The following is an 18,200-nucleotide window of genomic DNA, read 5'->3' as shown; positions in this document are numbered from 1 at the left end:
GAGGCCGCGCTGAATCATGCTGATGGAACCCTACAATCCGCCGCTCGACCCCTGGCTGCATATTCTGTATCAGGACGAGCACATCATGGTGGTTAACAAGCCGAGCGGTTTGCTGTCGGTGCCCGGCCGCCTTGAGGAGCACAAGGACAGCGTGATGACGCGCATCCAGCGTGACTTTCCGCAGGCGGAGTCGGTGCACCGGCTCGATATGGCCACCAGCGGTGTGATTGTGGTGGCGCTGACCAAGGCGGCCGAGCGCGAGCTGAAGCGGCAGTTTCGCGAGCGCGAGCCCGCGAAGCAGTACGTGGCGCGCGTCTGGGGACATCCGGCGGCGGAACAGGGCATGATCGATCTGCCGCTGATTTGCGACTGGCCTAACCGGCCGAAGCAGATGGTGAGTGTGGAGCTGGGTAAGCCGGCGCAGACGGAGTATCAGGTGCTGGCGTATGACGCCGATAACAGCGCGCGGGTGCAGTTGAAGCCGATCACCGGCCGCTCACACCAGCTGCGCGTGCATCTGCTGGCGCTGGGGCATCCGATTCTCGGCGATCGCTTCTATGCCCATCCCGAGGCGTTAGCCATGGCGCCACGCCTGCAGCTGCACGCCGAATCGCTGACCATTACCCATCCGGCGTTTGGCAACAGCATGACGTTTCGCCAGCCGGCCGATTTTTAAGGGGCCGCCGCCCCTTATTTAAAGCCCTTCTCTTTGCGAATCAGGTCATACGCGGCCTGAATTTCCTGCGCTTTCTGCTTCGCCATCTCCATCATCTCCGGCGGCAGACCTTTCGCCACCAGCTTATCCGGATGGTGCTCGGCCATCAGCTTACGGTAGGCGCGCTTGATGGTGGTGCTGTCGTCGCTGCTTTTCACCCCCAGCACGCTGCAGGCATCTTCCAGCGTCGGGCCACGTTTCGCCTGCTGATAAGCGCCGCCGCCGTACGACGAACCGCCACCAAACTGCTGACCGCCCTCCATCATGCGCAGGAACTGGTCGAACTGCGCGCGGGAAATCCCCAGCTCTTCCGCGATGACGTACAGCACCTGACGCTCGTTGGGATGCAGCGAACCATCAGCAAACGCCGCCTGGATTTGAATTTCCAGAAACATCCGAATCAGGTCGAAACGGCCAAAGCAGGCGCTGCGCAGCTCGCGTAGCTTGTTACGTAACGGATATTCGCTCTGCTTACCTTCACGAAACGCACGCTGTGCCGCGGTACGCGCCTCGCCATGCAGCTGCATGCGGTCCATAAATAAAGAGGCAATCTGGATATCCGCTTCGGTGACGCGCCCTTTCGACTTGGTCAGATGGCCCATCACCTGGAACGTGGTGCTGAAGAACAGCGTCTGACGCGCCTGATTGTTGGCGAAGTAGCCCTGTCCTTTTACGCTGCGCACTTTGTCAAACAGATGACCAATGATCAGACCCAGTACGATGCCCCAAAAGCCTGCTCCGGAAAGTAAGCCGAGAGCCAGACCAATAACTTTTCCCCAGTAGCGCATAAACTCCTCAATTCGCCATGCTTGCGGCTGAAAATTGCATTATCATACCTGTCATTTATCTCCGCGCCTAACGGCAACGCAGGCAGAGCAGGATTAACACTGGCGCAACGCCGGGCGGTACGTTAGTCTCTGTCCGGATTGTCGGCATGATGCCAGTTTTCATGGAATTATCGAAACCGCGTATGAAAAAACGTATACCTACCCTGCTGGCTACCATGATTGGTGCAGCGCTTTATAGTCAGCATGCACTGGCCGACGATCTGATGTCGCAGTGTATGCTGGGCGTGCCGAGCTACAACCGTCCGCTGGTCAGTGGCGACGCGAATTCGCTGCCGGTAACCATCAACTCTGACTCAGCAAAAGGGAACTATCCGAACGACGCGGTGTTCACCGGTAATGTTGATGTGCAGCAGGGGAACAGCCGTCTGGTTGCCGACGAGATGCAGCTGCATCAGCGTCAGCAGGACGGACAAACGACGCCGGTGCGTACCGTCGATGCGCTGGGTAATGTGCACTATGACGACAACCAGGTCATCCTGAAAGGTCCGAAAGCCTGGTCCAATCTGAACACCAAAGACACCAACGTGTGGAACGGTAATTATCAGATGGTCGGCCGTCAGGGTCGCGGTGATGCTGACCAGATGAAACTGCGCGGTAATAACCGCTATACCATTCTGGAAAACGGCAGCTTTACCTCCTGTCTGCCGGGTTCCAACAGCTGGAGCGTGGTCGGTTCGGAAGTGATTCAGGACCGTGAAGAAGAAGTGGCGGAGATCTGGAACGCGCGCTTTAAGCTCGGCAACGTGCCGGTGTTTTACAGCCCGTATCTGCAGTTGCCGATTGGCGACCGCCGCCGCTCCGGCTTCCTGATCCCCAACGCGAAATACGGCAGCAACAACGGCTTCGAATTCATGCTGCCGTACTACTGGAACATCGCGCCTCAGGCCGATGCCACTATTACGCCGCACTACATGAGCAAGCGCGGTCTGCAGCTGCAGAACGAGTTCCGCTACCTGACGCAGTTTGGTGCCGGCCTGTTAGAGCTGGACTATCTGCCGTCTGACAATCAGTACAACAAAGATAAAGCCGCGCGACCGTCGGTGCAGAACGACAGCAACGACGACCGCTGGCTGTTCTACTGGCGTCACTCCGGCGTCTACGATCAGCACTGGCGCTTCAACGCCGACTACACCAAAGTCAGCGATCCTTATTACTTCAACGACCTGGATTCGAAGTACTACAGCTCGACTGACGGCTACGCCACGCAGAAATTCAGCGTAGGCTACGCTGACACCAACTGGGATGCGACGCTGTCCAGCAAAGACTTCCAGGTGTTTGGTAATACCAGCAGCCAGAACGTGTATCGGGCGATGCCGCAGCTGGATGTCAATCTGTACCAGAACGATATCGGGCCGTTTGACGGTCGCATCTATGCGCAGGCGGTGAAGTTCACTAACGTCAGTAACCGAATGCCGGAAGCGACGCGTTTGCACATCGAGCCAACGCTCAACCTGCCGCTGTCCAACGGCTGGGCCAGTCTGGATACCGAGGCAAAGCTGCTGGCAACGCATTACCAGCAGGATAACGTTAACTACTACAACGAAAATATCGATACCACCCGCACCAATCAGCTGAAAGAGTCGGTCAACCGCACCCTGCCGCAGTTCAAGGTAGATGGTCGCCTGGTATTTGACCGCAATATGGACTGGGCTGAAGGCTACACCCAGACGCTGGAACCGCGCGTGCAGTACCTGTATATCCCGTATCGCGACCAGAGCAACATCTATCCGTACGACTCCACGCTGCTGCAGACCGACTACACCGGCCTGTTCCGCGATCGCACCTACAGCGGCCTCGATCGTATCGCTTCGTCTAACGAAGTGGCGACCGGCGTGACCACGCGTATTTATGATAACGATCTGGTTGAACGTTTTAACGTTTCCGTGGGTCAAATCTACTCGTTTACCCCGTCTCGTACCGGCGTAAACCAGACGAATAAAGAAGATGATACCGGTAGCCTGGTGTGGGCGGGTGATACTTACTGGAAAGTCAGCGATCGCTGGGGCGTGCGCGGCGGCCTGCAATACGATACGCGGCTGGACAACGTTTCCCAGGGCAATGCCATTGTGGAATACCGTCGTGATGCCGACCGTATGGTGCAGCTGAGCTATCGCTACAGTAGCCCGGAGTATGTGGCGCAGGCGTTGAATAACCCCAGCTATGTCACTAACCCGATCTACAAAAACGGTATCTCGCAGGTGGGCGCCACGGCCAGCTGGCCGATTGCCGATGCCTGGTCGCTGGTGGGGGGTTACTACTATGACACCCGCAACAGCCGTCCGGCCGAGCAGCTAGTCGGTCTGCAGTACAGCTCCTGCTGCTACGCCATTCGTCTGGGTTACGAACGCAAGATCAACGGTTGGGAAAACAACGACAGCAAGTATGACAACCAAATCTCATTCAACATTGAGCTGCGTGGTCTGAGTTCTAACTATGGCTTAGGCACCAATGAAATGCTGCGTCAGGGCATCATCCCTTATCAGCGCGCTTTCTGATGTTGTGATATTTGACAGGCTATCCCGCAGTGCGGAAACAACAATGGATAAAGTATGAAGAACTGGAGAATGCTGATTCTTGGTGTGGCGATCACCGCTAACACTGCGTTCGCAGCCCCACAGATGGTCGATAAAGTTGCCGCAGTCGTGAACAACGGCGTGGTGCTGGAAAGTGACGTAGACAACATGCTGCGCACCGTGAAGTCACAGGCGCAGCAGGCTGGTCAGCAGCTGCCGGATGACAAAACCCTGCGTCATCAGATCCTTGAACGCCAGGTCATGGACGCCATCATTCTGCAGATGGGCGAAAAAGCCGGTCTGCAGGTGAGCGATCAGCAACTGGATCAGGCGATCCAGAACATCGCCGCGCAGAACCGCATGAGCGTTGATCAGCTGCGCAGCCGTCTGGCCTATGACGGGATGAACTACAACGATTATCGCGCGCAGATCCGCAAAGAGATGCTGATCTCTGAAGTGCGTAACAATGAAGTGCGCCGTCGCGTCACCATTCTGCCGCAGGAAGTGGATACGCTGGCTAAGCAGATCGGCTCGCAGAATACCCAGGGCACCGAACTTAACATCAGTCAGATTCTGCTGCCGCTGCCGGAAAATCCAACTCAGCAGCAGGTTGATGACCAGGAAGCGCTGGCGCGTCAGCTGGTGGGTGAACTGAAAGGCGGTGCCGATTTCGGTAAACTGGCCGTGACCTACTCTGCCGATCCGCAGGCGCTGAAAGGCGGCAACATGGGCTGGGGCAAAATTGAAGAGCTGCCAACGCTGTTCTCGCAGGCGCTGAGCAGCGCGAAGAAAGGCGACATCGTCGGCCCAATCCGCTCTGGCGTTGGCTTCCATATCCTGAAAGTGAACGATCTGCGCGGCGAGAGCAAAAACATTTCGGTCACCGAAGTGCATGCCCGCCACATTCTGCTGAAGCCGTCACCGATCCTTACCGACGATCAGGCACGTCAGAAGATTGAACAGATCGCCGCAGACATCAAGAGTGGCAAAACCACCTTCGCCGCTGCCGCGAAACAGTTCTCCGACGATCCGGGTTCCGCGAACCAGGGCGGCGACCTTGGCTGGGCGTCACCGGAAATCTACGATCCGGCTTTCCGTGATGCGCTGCTGAAGCTGCAGAAAGGCCAGGTCAGTGCGCCGGTGCACTCCTCCTTCGGCTGGCACCTGATTCAGCTGCTGGATACCCGTCAGGTGGATAAAACCGATGCCGCGCAGAAAGAGCGCGCTTACCGTCTGCTGTTCAACCGTAAGTTTGCCGAAGAAGCGCAAACCTGGATGCAGGAACAGCGCGCCAGTGCTTACGTGAAGATTCTGGATGGCAATGGTCAGTAATTATCGTGTGGCGATCACGCCCGGCGAACCCGCCGGGATTGGTCCCGATCTCGCCGTTGCGCTGGCTCAGCGTGACTGGCCGGTTGAGCTGGTGGTGTGCGCAGACGGCGACGTGCTGCGCCAGCGCGCGGCTCAACTGGGTTTGCCGCTGACGCTGCGTGACTATCAGCCCGGGGTGGCACCGCAGCCGCAGCAGGCCGGTACGCTGACGCTGCTGCCCATCGCGACGGCGCAGCCGGTGACGGCCGGCGAACTGACGGTCGCCAACGGTCATTACGTACTGGAGACGCTGGCCCGCGCCTGCGACGGCTGCCTCAGCGGCGAGTTTGCCGCGCTGGTGACCGGTCCGGTACACAAAGGCGTGATCAATGACGCCGGCATCCCCTTCACCGGTCACACCGAGTTCTTTGCTGAGCGCGCCGGTGGCGATCGCGTGGTGATGATGCTGGCGACCGAAGCGTTGCGCGTGGCGCTGGCCACCACGCATCTGCCGCTGAAAGATGTCGCGGACGCCATCACCCGTGACAGTCTGCATGAAGTGATCACCATCCTGCATCAGGATTTGCAGCGTAAGTTTGGCATTCCGCAGCCGCATATCTTTGTCTGCGGCCTCAACCCGCATGCTGGCGAAAGCGGTCATATGGGCCGGGAAGAGATCGATACCATCATTCCGGCGCTCGACGAACTGCGCCAGCAGGGCCTGCAGCTCACCGGTCCGTTACCGGCCGATACGCTGTTTCAGCCGAAATATCTGCAGCACGCCGATGCGGTGCTGGCGATGTATCACGACCAGGGCCTGCCGGTGCTAAAATTTCAGGGGTTTGGTCGCGCGGTGAATATCACCCTCGGCCTGCCATTTATCCGTACCTCTGTTGACCACGGCACCGCGCTGGAACTCGCCGGTCTGGGCAGCGCAGAGCCGGGCAGCTTTATTACGGCGCTTAACCTCGCCATCACTATGATCAAGAGCAGTAATGAATAATCGCGTCCATCAGGGGCACTACGCCCGTAAACGTTTCGGGCAGAACTTCCTGAACGATCAGTACATTATCGACAGCATCGTCTCCGCTATTCATCCGCAAAAGGGTGAAGCCATGGTGGAGATTGGCCCAGGGCTGGGTGCGTTAACCGAGCCGGTGGGCGAGCGTCTTGATGCGCTGACTGTCGTCGAGCTGGACCGCGACCTTGCCGCGCGTTTGCAGACGCACCCGTTCCTCGGTCCTAAGCTGACGATTTATCAGCAGGATGCGATGACCTTCGACTTCTCCGCGCTGTCAAAGGAGCAGGGTCAGCCGTTGCGCGTATTCGGCAACCTGCCGTACAACATCTCGACGCCGCTGATGTTCCACCTTTTCAGCTATACTGGTTCGATTAAAGATATGCACTTCATGCTGCAGAAAGAGGTGGTTAACCGTCTGGTAGCCGGCCCGGGCAGCAAAGCTTACGGGCGTCTCAGCGTGATGGCGCAATATTATTGTCAGGTGATTCCGGTGCTGGAAGTGCCACCACAATCGTTCACCCCGCCACCGAAAGTGGATTCGGCGGTAGTGCGTCTGGTGCCCTTTACCCAGCCACCGTATCCGGTCAGCGATGTGCGTTTACTGAGCCGTATCACCACCGAAGCGTTTGGTCAGCGACGCAAAACCCTGCGTAACAGCCTGGGACACCTGTTCACGGCCGGTGCGCTGGATGAACTCAACATCGACGCCTCGCTGCGGGCAGAAAATGTCACCGTGGCGCAGTATTGCCAGCTGGCAAACTGGCTGGGCAATCATCAGGCTGAATCTGCGGAGAACTGAGTGCATGAGTGAACTGGCCCGCGTTTGTGTTCAGGTACTGAGTCAGTATGTGGAATCGCAATCCTCTCCCGATGAGGATCGCTACGTGTTTGCCTACACCATCACCATCCGTAACCTCGGGCGCAACAGCGTGCAGCTGCGCAGCCGCTACTGGCTGATCACCAATGGCAACGGGCGCGAGACCGAAGTGCAGGGTGAAGGCGTGGTCGGTGAGCAGCCGCATATCGCGCCCGGCAATGAGTTTCAGTACACCAGCGGTGCGGTTCTGGAAACGCCGATGGGCACCATGCAGGGACACTATGTGATGATCGACGAAGAGGGCGAGACCTTCCACGTGGAGATTCCGGTGTTCCGCCTCGCGGTGCAAACCCACATTCACTAATTCCTCCTCCGCCCGGCCAGTCCGGGCGGCGCGTTTTCATCGGACTGACTTAATGAGTACATACCTGATTGGCGATATTCACGGCTGTTATGACGAATTACGTGCGCTGCTGGCGCAGGTCAATTTCGATGCGCAGCAGGACGAGCTCTGGCTGACCGGCGACCTGGTGGCGCGCGGTCCGGGTTCGCTTGAGGTACTGCGCTACGTCAGGTCGCTCGGAGACTGTGTGCGCATAGTGCTGGGCAACCATGACCTGCATTTGCTGGCAGTGTATGCCGGTATCAGCCGTAACAAGCCCAAGGATCGCCTGACGCCCCTGCTGGAAGCGGACGATGCCGACGAGCTGATTAACTGGCTGCGTCGCCAGCCGCTGCTGCAGGTGGATGAAGAGAAAAAGCTGCTGATGGCGCATGCTGGCATTACGCCGCAGTGGGATCTGGAGACGGCACAGCAGTGCGCGCGCGAAGTTGAGGCGGTCTTATCCAGCGACAGCTATCCGCTGTTTCTCGATGCCATGTATGGCGACATGCCGAACAACTGGACACCGGAACTGAGCGGACTGGCGCGCCTGCGTTTCAGCACCAATGCGCTGACGCGCATGCGCTTCTGTTTCCCCAATGGTCAGCTCGACATGATTTGCAAAGAGGCACCCGCCTCAGCGCCGCCGCCGCTGAAACCGTGGTTCCAGGTGCCCGGCAAAATCAGCAGTGATTATACGCAAATCTTTGGTCACTGGGCTTCGCTGGAAGGAAAAGGCACGCCAGAGCATGTGATCGGGCTCGACACCGGCTGCTGCTGGGGCGGAACGCTGACCCTGCTGCACTGGGAGAGCGGCCAGTATTACACCCAGGTCTCGAACCGTGACCAGGCCATGGCGGAAAGCGCGGTGAATGCGCCCTCCCCCTGAGCGATATGCAGTAAACAAAAAGCCCCGCGATGTTAGCGGGGCTTTTTTTTGGTCACCATAAATGGCGACCCTACAACGACCATCTGTACCGTGATAGCCATCAGCCTGATATTGCACGGGTTTATCGCGTCATAAACAGAGATTGGTCCCTGCCGTTGTAGGGTGCGCATTTATGCGCACCTGGAAGGTCATAAACAGCGATTGATCCCTGCCTTTACAGGCTGCGCATTCATGCGCAACTGGCCACAATCAACGACGGCGATCCAGAATCTCAAAGCAGTAACTGTGCGAATTCTGCGCATCGGCATCGTGGAACTCACTGAACGTCGACTGCCACTCGTCCGGCTCGTAATCCGGGAACTGGGTGTCGCCTTCCACTTCCGCATCGATATGCGTCAGATAGAGACGATCGGCACGCGCCAGCATCTGCGCATAAATCCGGCCACCACCAATCACCATGATCTCTTCTGCCTCACCCGCTGCGGCAATTGCCTCTTCCGGCGACGTCACCCAGGTCACGCCGTCATGGTTGCCGGGCTGGCTGCTGACCACAATATTCAGGCGTCCCGGTAACGGGCGACCAATCGATTCAAAGGTCAGACGGCCCATAATCACCGGTTTGTTCAGCGTGTTGCGCTTGAACCACGCGAGGTCGGCAGGCAGGTGCCATGGCATGGCGTTTTCCATGCCAATAATACGATCTGCTGCCAGTGCCGCGATCAAACTAATCATGTTAAAAGACCTACAGGAAAAAAATTGGCGCAATGATACGTAAAGGTGAAACTTTCGTCGATAGGACGACCGTGCTATTTACGTAAAGCCCGCTTGGCTCGGCGTTTTGTCTGAGCGACAGAGTTTTACTCCGGCTTTGCGGCAGTTAGCGGAAAGAGCCGCCAGAATTCGCGGTGAAGGCGCTACAACTCAGGGTGATGCTCCACGCTGCCCGCGCGCTGTGTAAAGAAAAGCGCACTGTGTCCGCCCCAAAAAAAACGGCTCCCGCAGGAGCCGTTGATTTACGCATCAGAAATCGTAGCGCAGGCGCACCAGATTAACGTTGCCCAGTGATTTATCGGTACTGGAAGTGATCACGTACTCGTAGTCGACGCGGAAACCGTAGTCGAGCTGCGCGCTGACGCCCACGCCGTTATCGATACGCTTGTAGTTACGTCCGTTGACGAACTCCAGGCGATCGCCCATGAAGTACGGCTGGATGCTCTTCACAGCATACTGGCCGATCGGGAATTTATAACCGGCGAAGTATTCAACGCCCCACGCATCATCCGCGAAGTAGTTGTTAACGGTGTTGCGTTTGGTTGGCGAGAAGTTCTCATACCAGCCCGCACCGGCGGACAGCGTCCAGTTGTCCGGCGTCCAGCTCAGCGCGGTACCGTAGATATTCTGGTCGTAACGCTTGCTGTCGCCATTGCCCGGATTGCGGATATCCGCACGGGTGTAGTTCCACGCGGTGCCCCACGCCAGATCTTTGGTGATGTGATAGTTCACGCCCAGCGAACCGCCGCCCTTGCGCTTGTAGCGCAGGCCGTTGCCCGGCAGATAGTCGTCATCTTCAAACAGATAAGCGGCATAGACATCCGCATCGCCAAAGGTGTTTTTATACTTCAGCATCTTGCGCGAGCGGTAAGATCCGTCGTAGTCACCGTTGATGCCGTTACCCGGTGCCTGGGCCAGCATATCGTAGTCCCAGATATCGGTTTTAGCGCCGACGACATCGTAATAAACGCTGTTCTGCTGGCCAAAATAGAGCTCGCCCAGCGATGCGCTTTTGAAACCGGTATACAGCTGGCGACGCGTGGTGTTGTGGGCACCGTCCGCATAGTGGTTATCCCAGCCCCACCAGGCCGGGAAGTTAACGCCCAGCTCGTAGTAACCCACCCAGCTGACATCGTCAAACAGGTAGTAGTTGGCGCTGAAGCGGAAACGTGAACCGCCGTCGTAGCCGTTACGCTTATACGATTTATCGTTAACCCCGTTCTGATGCAGATACTGCGGACGAATACTGCCGCCCACTTTGAAATCAAGACGGCTAAGCGGATCGCCGGCCTGCGGATCCTGCTTCAGCAGGGTGATTTCCGCCTGACTGGCGAGAGGTGCAGCAACAAGTAACGCAGCCACTGCGCTGAGAGTGAAAGCACGCATTTTCATTTTTATATCCCGTAAAGGTGAGCGCTCTATGATTGAGCAGCGGAATAGTACGGTGCGCTTAGCGGGGAGGTATTTATAATTTTGTGCGGATACGCCTGAATGTAACTGGTTTCGCATCAACTGATAAAAATTATGTCAAATCAATAGATTTGTAACGTATAACCTTATGCAGCACAGGCAAAACAGGCCAAAAAAAACGGCCCGCGCGGGGCCGTTTAGTCACAGAGCAGGCGGTTTAGCCTTTAATCTGCGCGTGCATTTCCTGCACCGAAATCACTTTTTCGGTCGGATCCGCATTCAGCGCCATCGCGGTAGCAAAACCACCGTTCAGCGTGGTGTCGTAATGCACTTTGTACTGCAGCGCGCTGCGGCGAATCAGTTTAGAATCCTCAATCGCCTGGCGTCCTGCGGTGGTGTTGACGATGTAGGTGTATTCACCGTTCTTCAGGCGATCCTGAATGTGCGGACGCCCTTCGTGCACCTTGTTCACCAGGCGCGGATTGATGCCGGCTTCACCCAGCACCACGGCGGTACCGTGCGTCGCATCCAGCTCGAAGCCAAACTTCTGCAGCTTCGCGGCCAGGTCAACAATACGTTTCTTGTCGCCTTCACGCACCGACAGCAGCGCACGCCCCTGCTTCTTCATATTGCTCTGCGCGCCGAGCATGGCTTTGCTGAATGCTTCCGCGAAGGTGCGGCCCACGCCCATCACCTCACCGGTCGAACGCATTTCCGGACCAAGAATCGGGTCCACGCCCGGGAATTTGTTGAACGGCAGCACCACTTCTTTTACCGAGTAGTACGGCGGAATCACCTCTTCGGTTACGCCCTGTTCAGCCAGGGTTTTACCAGCCATCACGCGCGCAGCCACTTTCGCCAGCGGCACGCCGGTGGCTTTGGAGACAAACGGCACGGTACGCGCGGCACGTGGGTTCACCTCAATCAGGTAAACTTCGTTGTCCTTGACCGCAAACTGCACGTTCATCAGACCACGTACGTTGAGTTCGAACGCCAGCTTTTCCACCTGCTGGCGCATCACGTTCTGAATCTCAGTGCTCAGGGTGTACGCCGGCAGCGAACAGGCCGAGTCACCGGAGTGCACGCCCGCCTGCTCAATGTGTTCCATGATGCCGCCAATCAGCACGCGTTCGCCGTCGCAAATCGCATCGACGTCCACTTCCACCGCGTCATCGAGGAAGCGATCCAGCAGCACTGGCGCATCGTTGGACACGGACACCGCAGTCTGGAAGTAGCGCTTAAGATCCACTTCGTCATAGACGATTTCCATCGCCCGGCCGCCCAGCACGTATGAAGGACGCACCACCAGCGGATAGCCAATCCCTGCGGCTTTCTCTACCGCCTGTTCCAGAGTCGCCACCGTGGCGTTAGCCGGCTGTTTCAGTTTCAGGCGATCCACCGCCTGCTGGAAACGCTCACGGTCTTCCGCGCGGTCAATGGCATCCGGGCTGGTACCAATCACCGGCACGCCAGCCGCTTCCAGCGCGCGCGCCAGCTTCAGCGGCGTCTGGCCACCGTACTGCACTATAACGCCTTTTGGCTGCTCGATGCGCACGATCTCCAGCACGTCTTCCAGCGTCACCGGCTCGAAGTAGAGACGGTCTGAGGTGTCGTAATCGGTTGACACGGTTTCCGGGTTACAGTTGACCATAATGGTTTCGTAACCGTCTTCACGCAGCGCTAACGCCGCATGCACGCAGCAGTAATCGAACTCAATACCCTGACCGATACGGTTTGGCCCGCCGCCCAGAATCATGATTTTGTCGCGATCCTGATTAGGATTGGCTTCGCACTCTTCTTCATAGGTGGAGTACATGTAGGCGGTATCCGTGGCGAACTCTGCCGCACAGGTATCCACGCGCTTGTAAACCGGATGCAGGTTGAACTGATGACGCAGCTTGCGGATTTCACTCTCCGCCACGCCCGCCAGCGTTGCCAGACGCACATCGGCAAAGCCTTTACGCTTCAGCGCACGCAGGAAATCTGCGCTCAGCGAGTTGACACCTTCGCGCGCCACCTGCTCTTCCAGGCGCACCAGCTCTTCAATCTGCACCAGGAACCAGCGGTCAACGTTGGTCAGGTTGAACACGCCGTCGACTGACATGCCGGCACGGAACGCATCAGCGATATACCAGATGCGGTCAGAACCGGCATCTTTCAGCTCGCGGCGGATACGGGTCAGGGCTTCGCCATCATCCAGATCCACTTTCGGGTCGAAACCGCTGGCGCCCACTTCCAGACCGCGCAGCGCTTTCTGCATCGACTCCTGGAACGTGCGGCCAATCGCCATCACTTCACCAACCGACTTCATCTGCGTGGTCAGACGGTCATTGGCACCGGCAAACTTCTCGAAGTTGAAGCGGGGAATCTTGGTGACGACGTAGTCGATGGACGGCTCGAACGAGGCCGGCGTACGGCCGCCGGTGATGTCGTTCATCAGTTCATCGAGGGTAAAGCCCACCGCCAGCTTGGCCGCGACTTTGGCAATCGGGAAGCCGGTCGCTTTCGAGGCCAGCGCTGAAGAGCGCGACACACGCGGGTTCATCTCAATGACGATCAGGCGGCCATCTTTCGGGTTCACCGAGAACTGGACGTTGGAACCGCCGGTTTCGACACCGATTTCACGCAGCACCGCCAGCGAGGCGTTACGCATGATTTGATACTCTTTATCGGTCAGCGTTTGGGCAGGCGCCACGGTGATGGAGTCACCGGTGTGAATCCCCATGGCGTCAAAGTTTTCGATCGAGCAGACGATGATGCAGTTGTCGTTTTTATCACGCACCACTTCCATCTCGTACTCTTTCCAGCCAATCAGCGACTCATCAATCAGCAGCTCATTGGTTGGCGACAGATCGAGGCCGCGCTCGCAAATCTCTTCAAACTCTTCGCGGTTGTAAGCGATACCGCCACCGGTGCCGCCCATGGTAAACGACGGACGAATGATGCACGGGAAACCGACCTCTTCCGCTACCGCCAGCGCTTCTTCCATGGTGTGCGCGATACCGGAACGTGCGGTATCCAGGCCGATGCTCTTCATCGCCACGTCGAAGCGGCGACGGTCTTCAGCTTTATCAATCGCATCGGCGGTGGCACCAATCATGGTCACGCCAAACTCGGCCAGCACGCCCTGGCGCTCCAGCTCCAGCGCACAGTTCAGCGCGGTCTGACCACCCATGGTCGGCAGCACCGCATCCGGACGCTCTTTTTCAATGATTTTACGCACCACTTCCCAGTGGATAGGCTCGATGTAGGTCGCATCCGCCATTTCCGGGTCAGTCATGATAGTGGCCGGGTTAGAGTTCACCAGAATGACGCGGTATCCCTCTTCACGCAGCGCTTTACACGCCTGCGCACCTGAATAGTCGAATTCACATGCCTGGCCAATCACAATCGGGCCAGCGCCAAGGATCAGGATAGATTTTATGTCAGTACGTTTTGGCATCGTGGGCTCCTGATTACTTCGCGTTAGAACGGTAAGCTTCGATCAGTTCGATAAAGTGATCGAACAGCGGCGCCGCATCGTGCGGGCCTGGGCTGGCTTCCGGATGTCCCTGGAAGCTGAACGCCGGTTTATCGGTGCGGTGAATGCCCTGTACGGTCTGGTCAAACAGGGAAACATGGGTCACGCGCAGGTTAGCCGGCAGGTTGGTTTCATCGACGGCAAAACCGTGGTTCTGCGCGGTGATCATCACAGTATTGTTATCGAGGTCTTTCACCGGATGGTTGCCACCGTGATGGCCAAGCTTCATCTTCACGGTTTTCGCACCGCTGGCCAGCGCCAGTAGCTGATGGCCAAGACAGATACCAAACACCGGAATGTCGGTTTTCAGGAAAGCCTGAATCGCGCTGATGGCGTAGTCGCACGGCTCCGGGTCGCCAGGGCCATTCGACAGGAAAATCCCGTCCGGATTCAGCGCCAGCACCTCATCAGCCGGCGTTTGCGCCGGGACAACCGTCAGGCGACAGCCGCGATCCACCAGCATGCGCAGAATGTTGCGCTTGGCGCCGTAGTCATAAGCCACCACGTGGAACGGCAACGCGTCAGCGCTTTGCTGCTCGGGCAGGCCGCCTTTCAGCGCCCAGCTCCCCTGCTGCCACGCGTAGGTTTCCGCCGTGGTCACTTCTTTCGCCAGGTCCATGCCTTTCAGGCCCGGGAACGACTGGGCTTTCTGCAGCGCCAGCGCCGCATCCGGACTGTCGCCGGCGATGATGCAGCCGTTCAGCGCCCCTTTCTCACGCAGCAGGCGCGTCAGTTTGCGCGTATCGATATCGGCGATACCGACAATATTGTTGCGCTGCAGATAGGCTGACAGGCTCTCTTCGCTGCGGAAGTTGCTGGTAATCAGCGGCAGATCGCGGATGACGAGGCCCTGAGCATGGATTTGACTGGATTCTTCATCGGCGGCATTGGCACCAACGTTGCCGATATGAGGATAAGTGAGGGTGACGATCTGGCGGGAATAGGAAGGATCAGTGAGGATTTCTTGATAACCGGTCATTGACGTATTGAAAACGACCTCCCCCACTGCCGATCCCGTTGCCCCGATGGCCCGACCGTGGAATTGGGTTCCGTCTTCCAGAACCAAGAGCGCTGACTTAATCAAAACATCCTCCAGGGAATAAACAGTCACAATATCTGCATATTAATTCAAAATGATGCGCTGAATCAATGCAAAAACCGCCTGACCGCTCGATTTTTGGCAAATTGCGCGCATTCTAATGATCGACCTGGTGATTGTCTACCCTGAGCGGTTATTTTTTTGTATATTTCGGGCTACTGAATGTTAAAAGTGAAGCAAGGCGACAAAATAGTGAGAGATCTCCGATAAATAATCGGTTGCCTGACGCAATTAATGGCAAAACACCGGCCAACTACGTAAATTTTTGACCAAATGGTCAAAAAAAGCCACTCAACATGAAAAAACGTGCAGATAAATCATAAAAATAAGAACCACAAACAAAAATGACAATCAGATCGCCATTTTACAGATAAAATAAAGGGCAATGAAAACATTGCCCTGTTCAATCAATATCTTACCGATTGAAATAACCACATCACGATGGTTCACAACACTCACAACATCGATAAATCCAGCACATCACGCATATCATAAAGGCCAGATTTCTTATCTTTTAGCCATGCAGCAGCCTTAACGGCCCCATTGGCGAAGGTCATGCGGCTGGAAGCCTTGTGCGTAATCTCTACGCGCTCGCCGATATCCGCAAACATCGCGGTGTGCTCACCGACAATATCGCCCGCGCGCACGGTGGCAAAGCCGATGGTTTGCGCCTTGCGCTCGCCGGTATGGCCTTCGCGCGCGTAAACCGCGTGCTCATCCAGCTTCCAGTGCATGGCGTCGGCAATCGCCTCTCCCATCGCCAGCGCCGTGCCAGATGGCGCATCCACTTTATGGCGGTGATGCGCTTCCACAATCTCAATATCCGCATAGTCGCCCATCACTTTTGCCGCCTGCTGTAACAGGTTAAGCACCAGATTGACGCCTACGCTGAAGTTCGCGGCAAACACGATGCCAATCTCTTCAGCCGCTTCACGGATGGCTGCCTTACCGGCTTCATCAAAACCGGTGGTGCCAATCACCATCGCTTTTTGATGCTGACGGCAGAACGCCAGATATTCCAGCGTGCCTTCCGGACGGGTGAAATCGATCAGCACATCGAAATCATTCACCACCTGCCGCAGATCGTCGGTCACCCGTACGCCGGTTTTGCCGATTCCCGCCAGTTCACCGGCATCCGCCCCCAGCAGCGAGGAACCGCTGCGCGCCAGCGCCGCGCCTAACACCACGCCTTCCGCCTGCTGTGCGGCCTGAATCAGATTGCGTCCCATGCGACCCGGCGCACCAACAATAGCAATGCGGATTTCACTCATATTTATTCATTCCTGATACAAAACTATGCATGCAAAGCGTAAACAGGTTAACGGTCAGATAACAGTCACGCCACAATAATAACGGGATAATAAGAATTTTAGGCCAGCCGCGATAGATTATCAGTAAAAGCAATCCCGCCCGCTGGAAGTCACGGCTGAGGTAATAAAGGATAAAGAAAAGGCCGAACATTGTCGGCCTGTTTCTGTCAGCAAATTGAAGTGCTTACTGCACGTTGCGTACGTCGACGCGCAGCTCTTTCGGCACTTCAAACACGATATTCTCTTCACGGCCAATCAGCTCAATCGCCGCTTCGCCGCCCAGCTCACGCAGGCGCTGAATCACCTGCTGCACCAGAATATCCGGAGCCGAAGCGCCGGCGGTAACGCCGATACACTGCACGCCTTTGACCCACTCTTCCTGAATATCATCCGCAGAATCAATCAGCTTCGCCAGCTTGCCGGCACGCTGCGCCAGCTCCGCCAGACGATTCGAGTTGGAGGAGTTTTTCGAGCCGACCACCAGAACCACCTCCGCATCCTGCGCCAGCACGCGCACCGCTTCCTGGCGGTTGGTGGTGGCGTAGCAGATATCATCCTTACGCGGTCCAATGATTGCCGGGAAACGCTGACGCAGCGCATCGATCACGTCCGAGGTATCATCCACCGACAGCGTGGTCTGCGTCATAAAGCACAGGTTGTTTTCATCTTTTACCTGCAGCTTAAACACATCCTCTGGCGACTCCACCAGATACATGCCGCCGTTCGGATTGCTGTACTGACCCATGGTGCCTTCCACTTCCGGATGGCCGGCGTGGCCGATGAGGATCGCTTCCACGCCTTTACGGCTGGCACGCGCCACTTCCATATGCACCTTGGTCACCAGCGGACAGGTGGCGTCAAACAGCATGGTGAGGCTGCGCGCTTTCGCTTCGGCCCGCACGGCCTGGGAAACGCCGTGTGCCGAGAAAATCAGGATGGCGTTGTCCGGTACTTCACTGATCTCTTCAATGAAGATCGCACCGCGCTCGCGCAGACTGCTGACCACGTAGCGGTTATGCACCACTTCATGGCGCACGTAAATTGGCGCGCCATACATCTCCAGCGCCCGCTCGACAATGCTGATAGCGCGGTCGACGCCTGCACAGAAACCGCGTGGGTTAGCTAACAGGATTTGCATCGCTGGCCTCCAGCACCGGATCGATCTCCAGCACTTCAATCTCAAATTTAATGCGCTGACCCGCCAGCGGATGGTTGAAATCGACGGTAATCGAGTCACCGGAAATTTCACGAATCACGCCCGGCATCTCGCTGCCGCCCATGCCGCTGAACAGCATGATGGCACCGACTTCCGGCTCGCCCGCGTCGATGAAATCACGGCGCGAGAAGTACTGGATCAGATCCGGGCTGGCAGCGCCAAAGGCGTCTTCCGGCTCGAGCGTAAAGGCGTGCTGATCGCCCACTTTACGTCCGACCAGCTCCTGCTCCAGCGCCGCCGACAGGCTGCCATCTCCCAGACGGAACAGCGCAGGCTTGCCGTTGGCGCGCGTGGATTCAGCCGTCGAGCCATCCTCCAGCTTCAGTGTAAAATGCACCAGCAGCGCGCTGTCGCGCTGAACGATGTCTGTCATCTGTT

Annotated in this window: 15 protein-coding genes; 7 read left to right on the top strand and 8 right to left on the bottom strand. The window is 57.1% G+C overall.

Annotated features, from left to right (window positions below):
• Positions 1–16: 16 nt before the first annotated feature.
• Positions 17–676: a bifunctional tRNA pseudouridine(32) synthase/23S rRNA pseudouridine(746) synthase RluA gene (rluA, locus tag KOL70_RS15555; protein ID WP_021507583.1), complete on the top strand. Its 660-nt coding sequence runs from the start codon at positions 17–19 to the stop codon at positions 674–676.
• Between the two features lie 14 nt (positions 677–690).
• Here rluA and djlA read toward each other — a convergent pair whose 3' ends face one another.
• The gene (gene djlA / locus KOL70_RS15550) at positions 691–1,503 is read right to left on the bottom strand and encodes a co-chaperone DjlA (protein WP_021312869.1); all 813 of its coding nucleotides are present in this window, start codon (positions 1,501–1,503) and stop codon (positions 691–693) included.
• Between the two features lie 182 nt (positions 1,504–1,685).
• Between djlA and lptD the strand changes: the two genes are divergently transcribed.
• From lptD to apaH, 6 genes are read left to right on the top strand one after another with little or no spacing between them, the layout of a single operon-like run.
• Complete coding sequence (gene lptD / locus KOL70_RS15545; RefSeq protein WP_223815704.1) at positions 1,686–4,058, top strand: LPS assembly protein LptD; 2,373 nt, start codon at positions 1,686–1,688, stop codon at positions 4,056–4,058.
• A gap of 54 nt (positions 4,059–4,112) precedes the next feature.
• The gene (surA, locus tag KOL70_RS15540; protein ID WP_031279707.1) at positions 4,113–5,408 is read left to right on the top strand and encodes a peptidylprolyl isomerase SurA; all 1,296 of its coding nucleotides are present in this window, start codon (positions 4,113–4,115) and stop codon (positions 5,406–5,408) included.
• A complete protein-coding gene (gene pdxA, locus KOL70_RS15535; RefSeq protein WP_059010320.1) occupies positions 5,398–6,390 on the top strand; it encodes a 4-hydroxythreonine-4-phosphate dehydrogenase PdxA in 993 nt (330 codons plus the stop codon). The genes surA and pdxA overlap by 11 nt, the downstream gene beginning before the upstream one ends.
• Positions 6,383–7,207 carry a 16S rRNA (adenine(1518)-N(6)/adenine(1519)-N(6))-dimethyltransferase RsmA gene (gene rsmA / locus KOL70_RS15530; protein WP_021507587.1) on the top strand — a complete coding sequence of 275 codons (825 nt, stop codon included), beginning with the start codon at positions 6,383–6,385 and terminating at the stop codon, positions 7,205–7,207. Before pdxA ends, rsmA begins: the two co-directional genes overlap by 8 nt.
• A gap of 4 nt (positions 7,208–7,211) precedes the next feature.
• The gene (gene apaG / locus KOL70_RS15525) at positions 7,212–7,589 is read left to right on the top strand and encodes a Co2+/Mg2+ efflux protein ApaG (RefSeq protein ID WP_021507588.1); all 378 of its coding nucleotides are present in this window, start codon (positions 7,212–7,214) and stop codon (positions 7,587–7,589) included.
• A 52-nt stretch (positions 7,590–7,641) separates the two neighbouring features.
• The gene (gene apaH, locus KOL70_RS15520; protein ID WP_058774842.1) at positions 7,642–8,496 is read left to right on the top strand and encodes a bis(5'-nucleosyl)-tetraphosphatase (symmetrical) ApaH; all 855 of its coding nucleotides are present in this window, start codon (positions 7,642–7,644) and stop codon (positions 8,494–8,496) included.
• 249 nt (positions 8,497–8,745) lie between these two features.
• On the opposite strand, the gene folA is transcribed toward apaH, so the two are convergent.
• The 7 genes from folA to fkpB all read right to left on the bottom strand — a co-directional run bounded on the left by folA (position 8,746) and on the right by fkpB (position 18,195).
• Entirely contained in the window at positions 8,746–9,228 is a 483-nt protein-coding gene (folA, locus tag KOL70_RS15515; RefSeq protein ID WP_031279709.1) for a type 3 dihydrofolate reductase, read from the bottom strand.
• Between the two features lie 288 nt (positions 9,229–9,516).
• Positions 9,517–10,659: a porin gene (locus KOL70_RS15510; RefSeq protein WP_058774843.1), complete on the bottom strand. Its 1,143-nt coding sequence runs from the start codon at positions 10,657–10,659 to the stop codon at positions 9,517–9,519.
• A gap of 235 nt (positions 10,660–10,894) precedes the next feature.
• Complete coding sequence (gene carB, locus KOL70_RS15505; protein WP_021507592.1) at positions 10,895–14,119, bottom strand: carbamoyl-phosphate synthase large subunit; 3,225 nt, start codon at positions 14,117–14,119, stop codon at positions 10,895–10,897.
• A 13-nt stretch (positions 14,120–14,132) separates the two neighbouring features.
• Positions 14,133–15,281, bottom strand: coding sequence for a glutamine-hydrolyzing carbamoyl-phosphate synthase small subunit (carA, locus tag KOL70_RS15500; protein WP_215480867.1), 1,149 nt, complete (start codon positions 15,279–15,281; stop codon positions 14,133–14,135).
• A 470-nt stretch (positions 15,282–15,751) separates the two neighbouring features.
• Entirely contained in the window at positions 15,752–16,567 is an 816-nt protein-coding gene (dapB, locus tag KOL70_RS15495) for a 4-hydroxy-tetrahydrodipicolinate reductase (RefSeq protein WP_021507594.1), read from the bottom strand.
• A 223-nt stretch (positions 16,568–16,790) separates the two neighbouring features.
• On the bottom strand, positions 16,791–17,744 hold the full coding sequence (gene ispH, locus KOL70_RS15490; RefSeq protein ID WP_021507596.1) for a 4-hydroxy-3-methylbut-2-enyl diphosphate reductase: 954 nt from the start codon (positions 17,742–17,744) through the stop codon (positions 16,791–16,793).
• Complete coding sequence (gene fkpB / locus KOL70_RS15485; RefSeq protein WP_021507597.1) at positions 17,725–18,195, bottom strand: FKBP-type peptidyl-prolyl cis-trans isomerase; 471 nt, start codon at positions 18,193–18,195, stop codon at positions 17,725–17,727. Before fkpB ends, ispH begins: the two co-directional genes overlap by 20 nt.
• Positions 18,196–18,200 lie beyond the last annotated feature (5 nt).

Source organism: Pantoea sp. B270, assembly GCF_018726825.1.
Lineage (GTDB): Bacteria > Pseudomonadota > Gammaproteobacteria > Enterobacterales > Enterobacteriaceae > Pantoea > Pantoea dispersa.
This window is presented reverse-complemented; position numbering and strand designations above follow the sequence as displayed.

Coding starts and splice junctions, on each gene's coding strand:
- folA (WP_031279709.1), bottom strand. CDS start 9,228: ATGATTAGTTTGATCGCGGCACTGGCAGCAGATCGTATTATTGGCATG.
- rluA (WP_021507583.1), top strand. CDS start 17: ATGCTGATGGAACCCTACAATCCGCCGCTCGACCCCTGGCTGCATATT.
- surA (WP_031279707.1), top strand. CDS start 4,113: ATGAAGAACTGGAGAATGCTGATTCTTGGTGTGGCGATCACCGCTAAC.
- dapB (WP_021507594.1), bottom strand. CDS start 16,567: ATGAGTGAAATCCGCATTGCTATTGTTGGTGCGCCGGGTCGCATGGGA.
- lptD (WP_223815704.1), top strand. CDS start 1,686: ATGAAAAAACGTATACCTACCCTGCTGGCTACCATGATTGGTGCAGCG.
- apaG (WP_021507588.1), top strand. CDS start 7,212: ATGAGTGAACTGGCCCGCGTTTGTGTTCAGGTACTGAGTCAGTATGTG.
- carB (WP_021507592.1), bottom strand. CDS start 14,119: ATGCCAAAACGTACTGACATAAAATCTATCCTGATCCTTGGCGCTGGC.
- djlA (WP_021312869.1), bottom strand. CDS start 1,503: ATGCGCTACTGGGGAAAAGTTATTGGTCTGGCTCTCGGCTTACTTTCC.
- apaH (WP_058774842.1), top strand. CDS start 7,642: ATGAGTACATACCTGATTGGCGATATTCACGGCTGTTATGACGAATTA.
- rsmA (WP_021507587.1), top strand. CDS start 6,383: ATGAATAATCGCGTCCATCAGGGGCACTACGCCCGTAAACGTTTCGGG.
- fkpB (WP_021507597.1), bottom strand. CDS start 18,195: ATGACAGACATCGTTCAGCGCGACAGCGCGCTGCTGGTGCATTTTACA.
- KOL70_RS15510 (WP_058774843.1), bottom strand. CDS start 10,659: ATGAAAATGCGTGCTTTCACTCTCAGCGCAGTGGCTGCGTTACTTGTT.
- pdxA (WP_059010320.1), top strand. CDS start 5,398: ATGGTCAGTAATTATCGTGTGGCGATCACGCCCGGCGAACCCGCCGGG.
- ispH (WP_021507596.1), bottom strand. CDS start 17,744: ATGCAAATCCTGTTAGCTAACCCACGCGGTTTCTGTGCAGGCGTCGAC.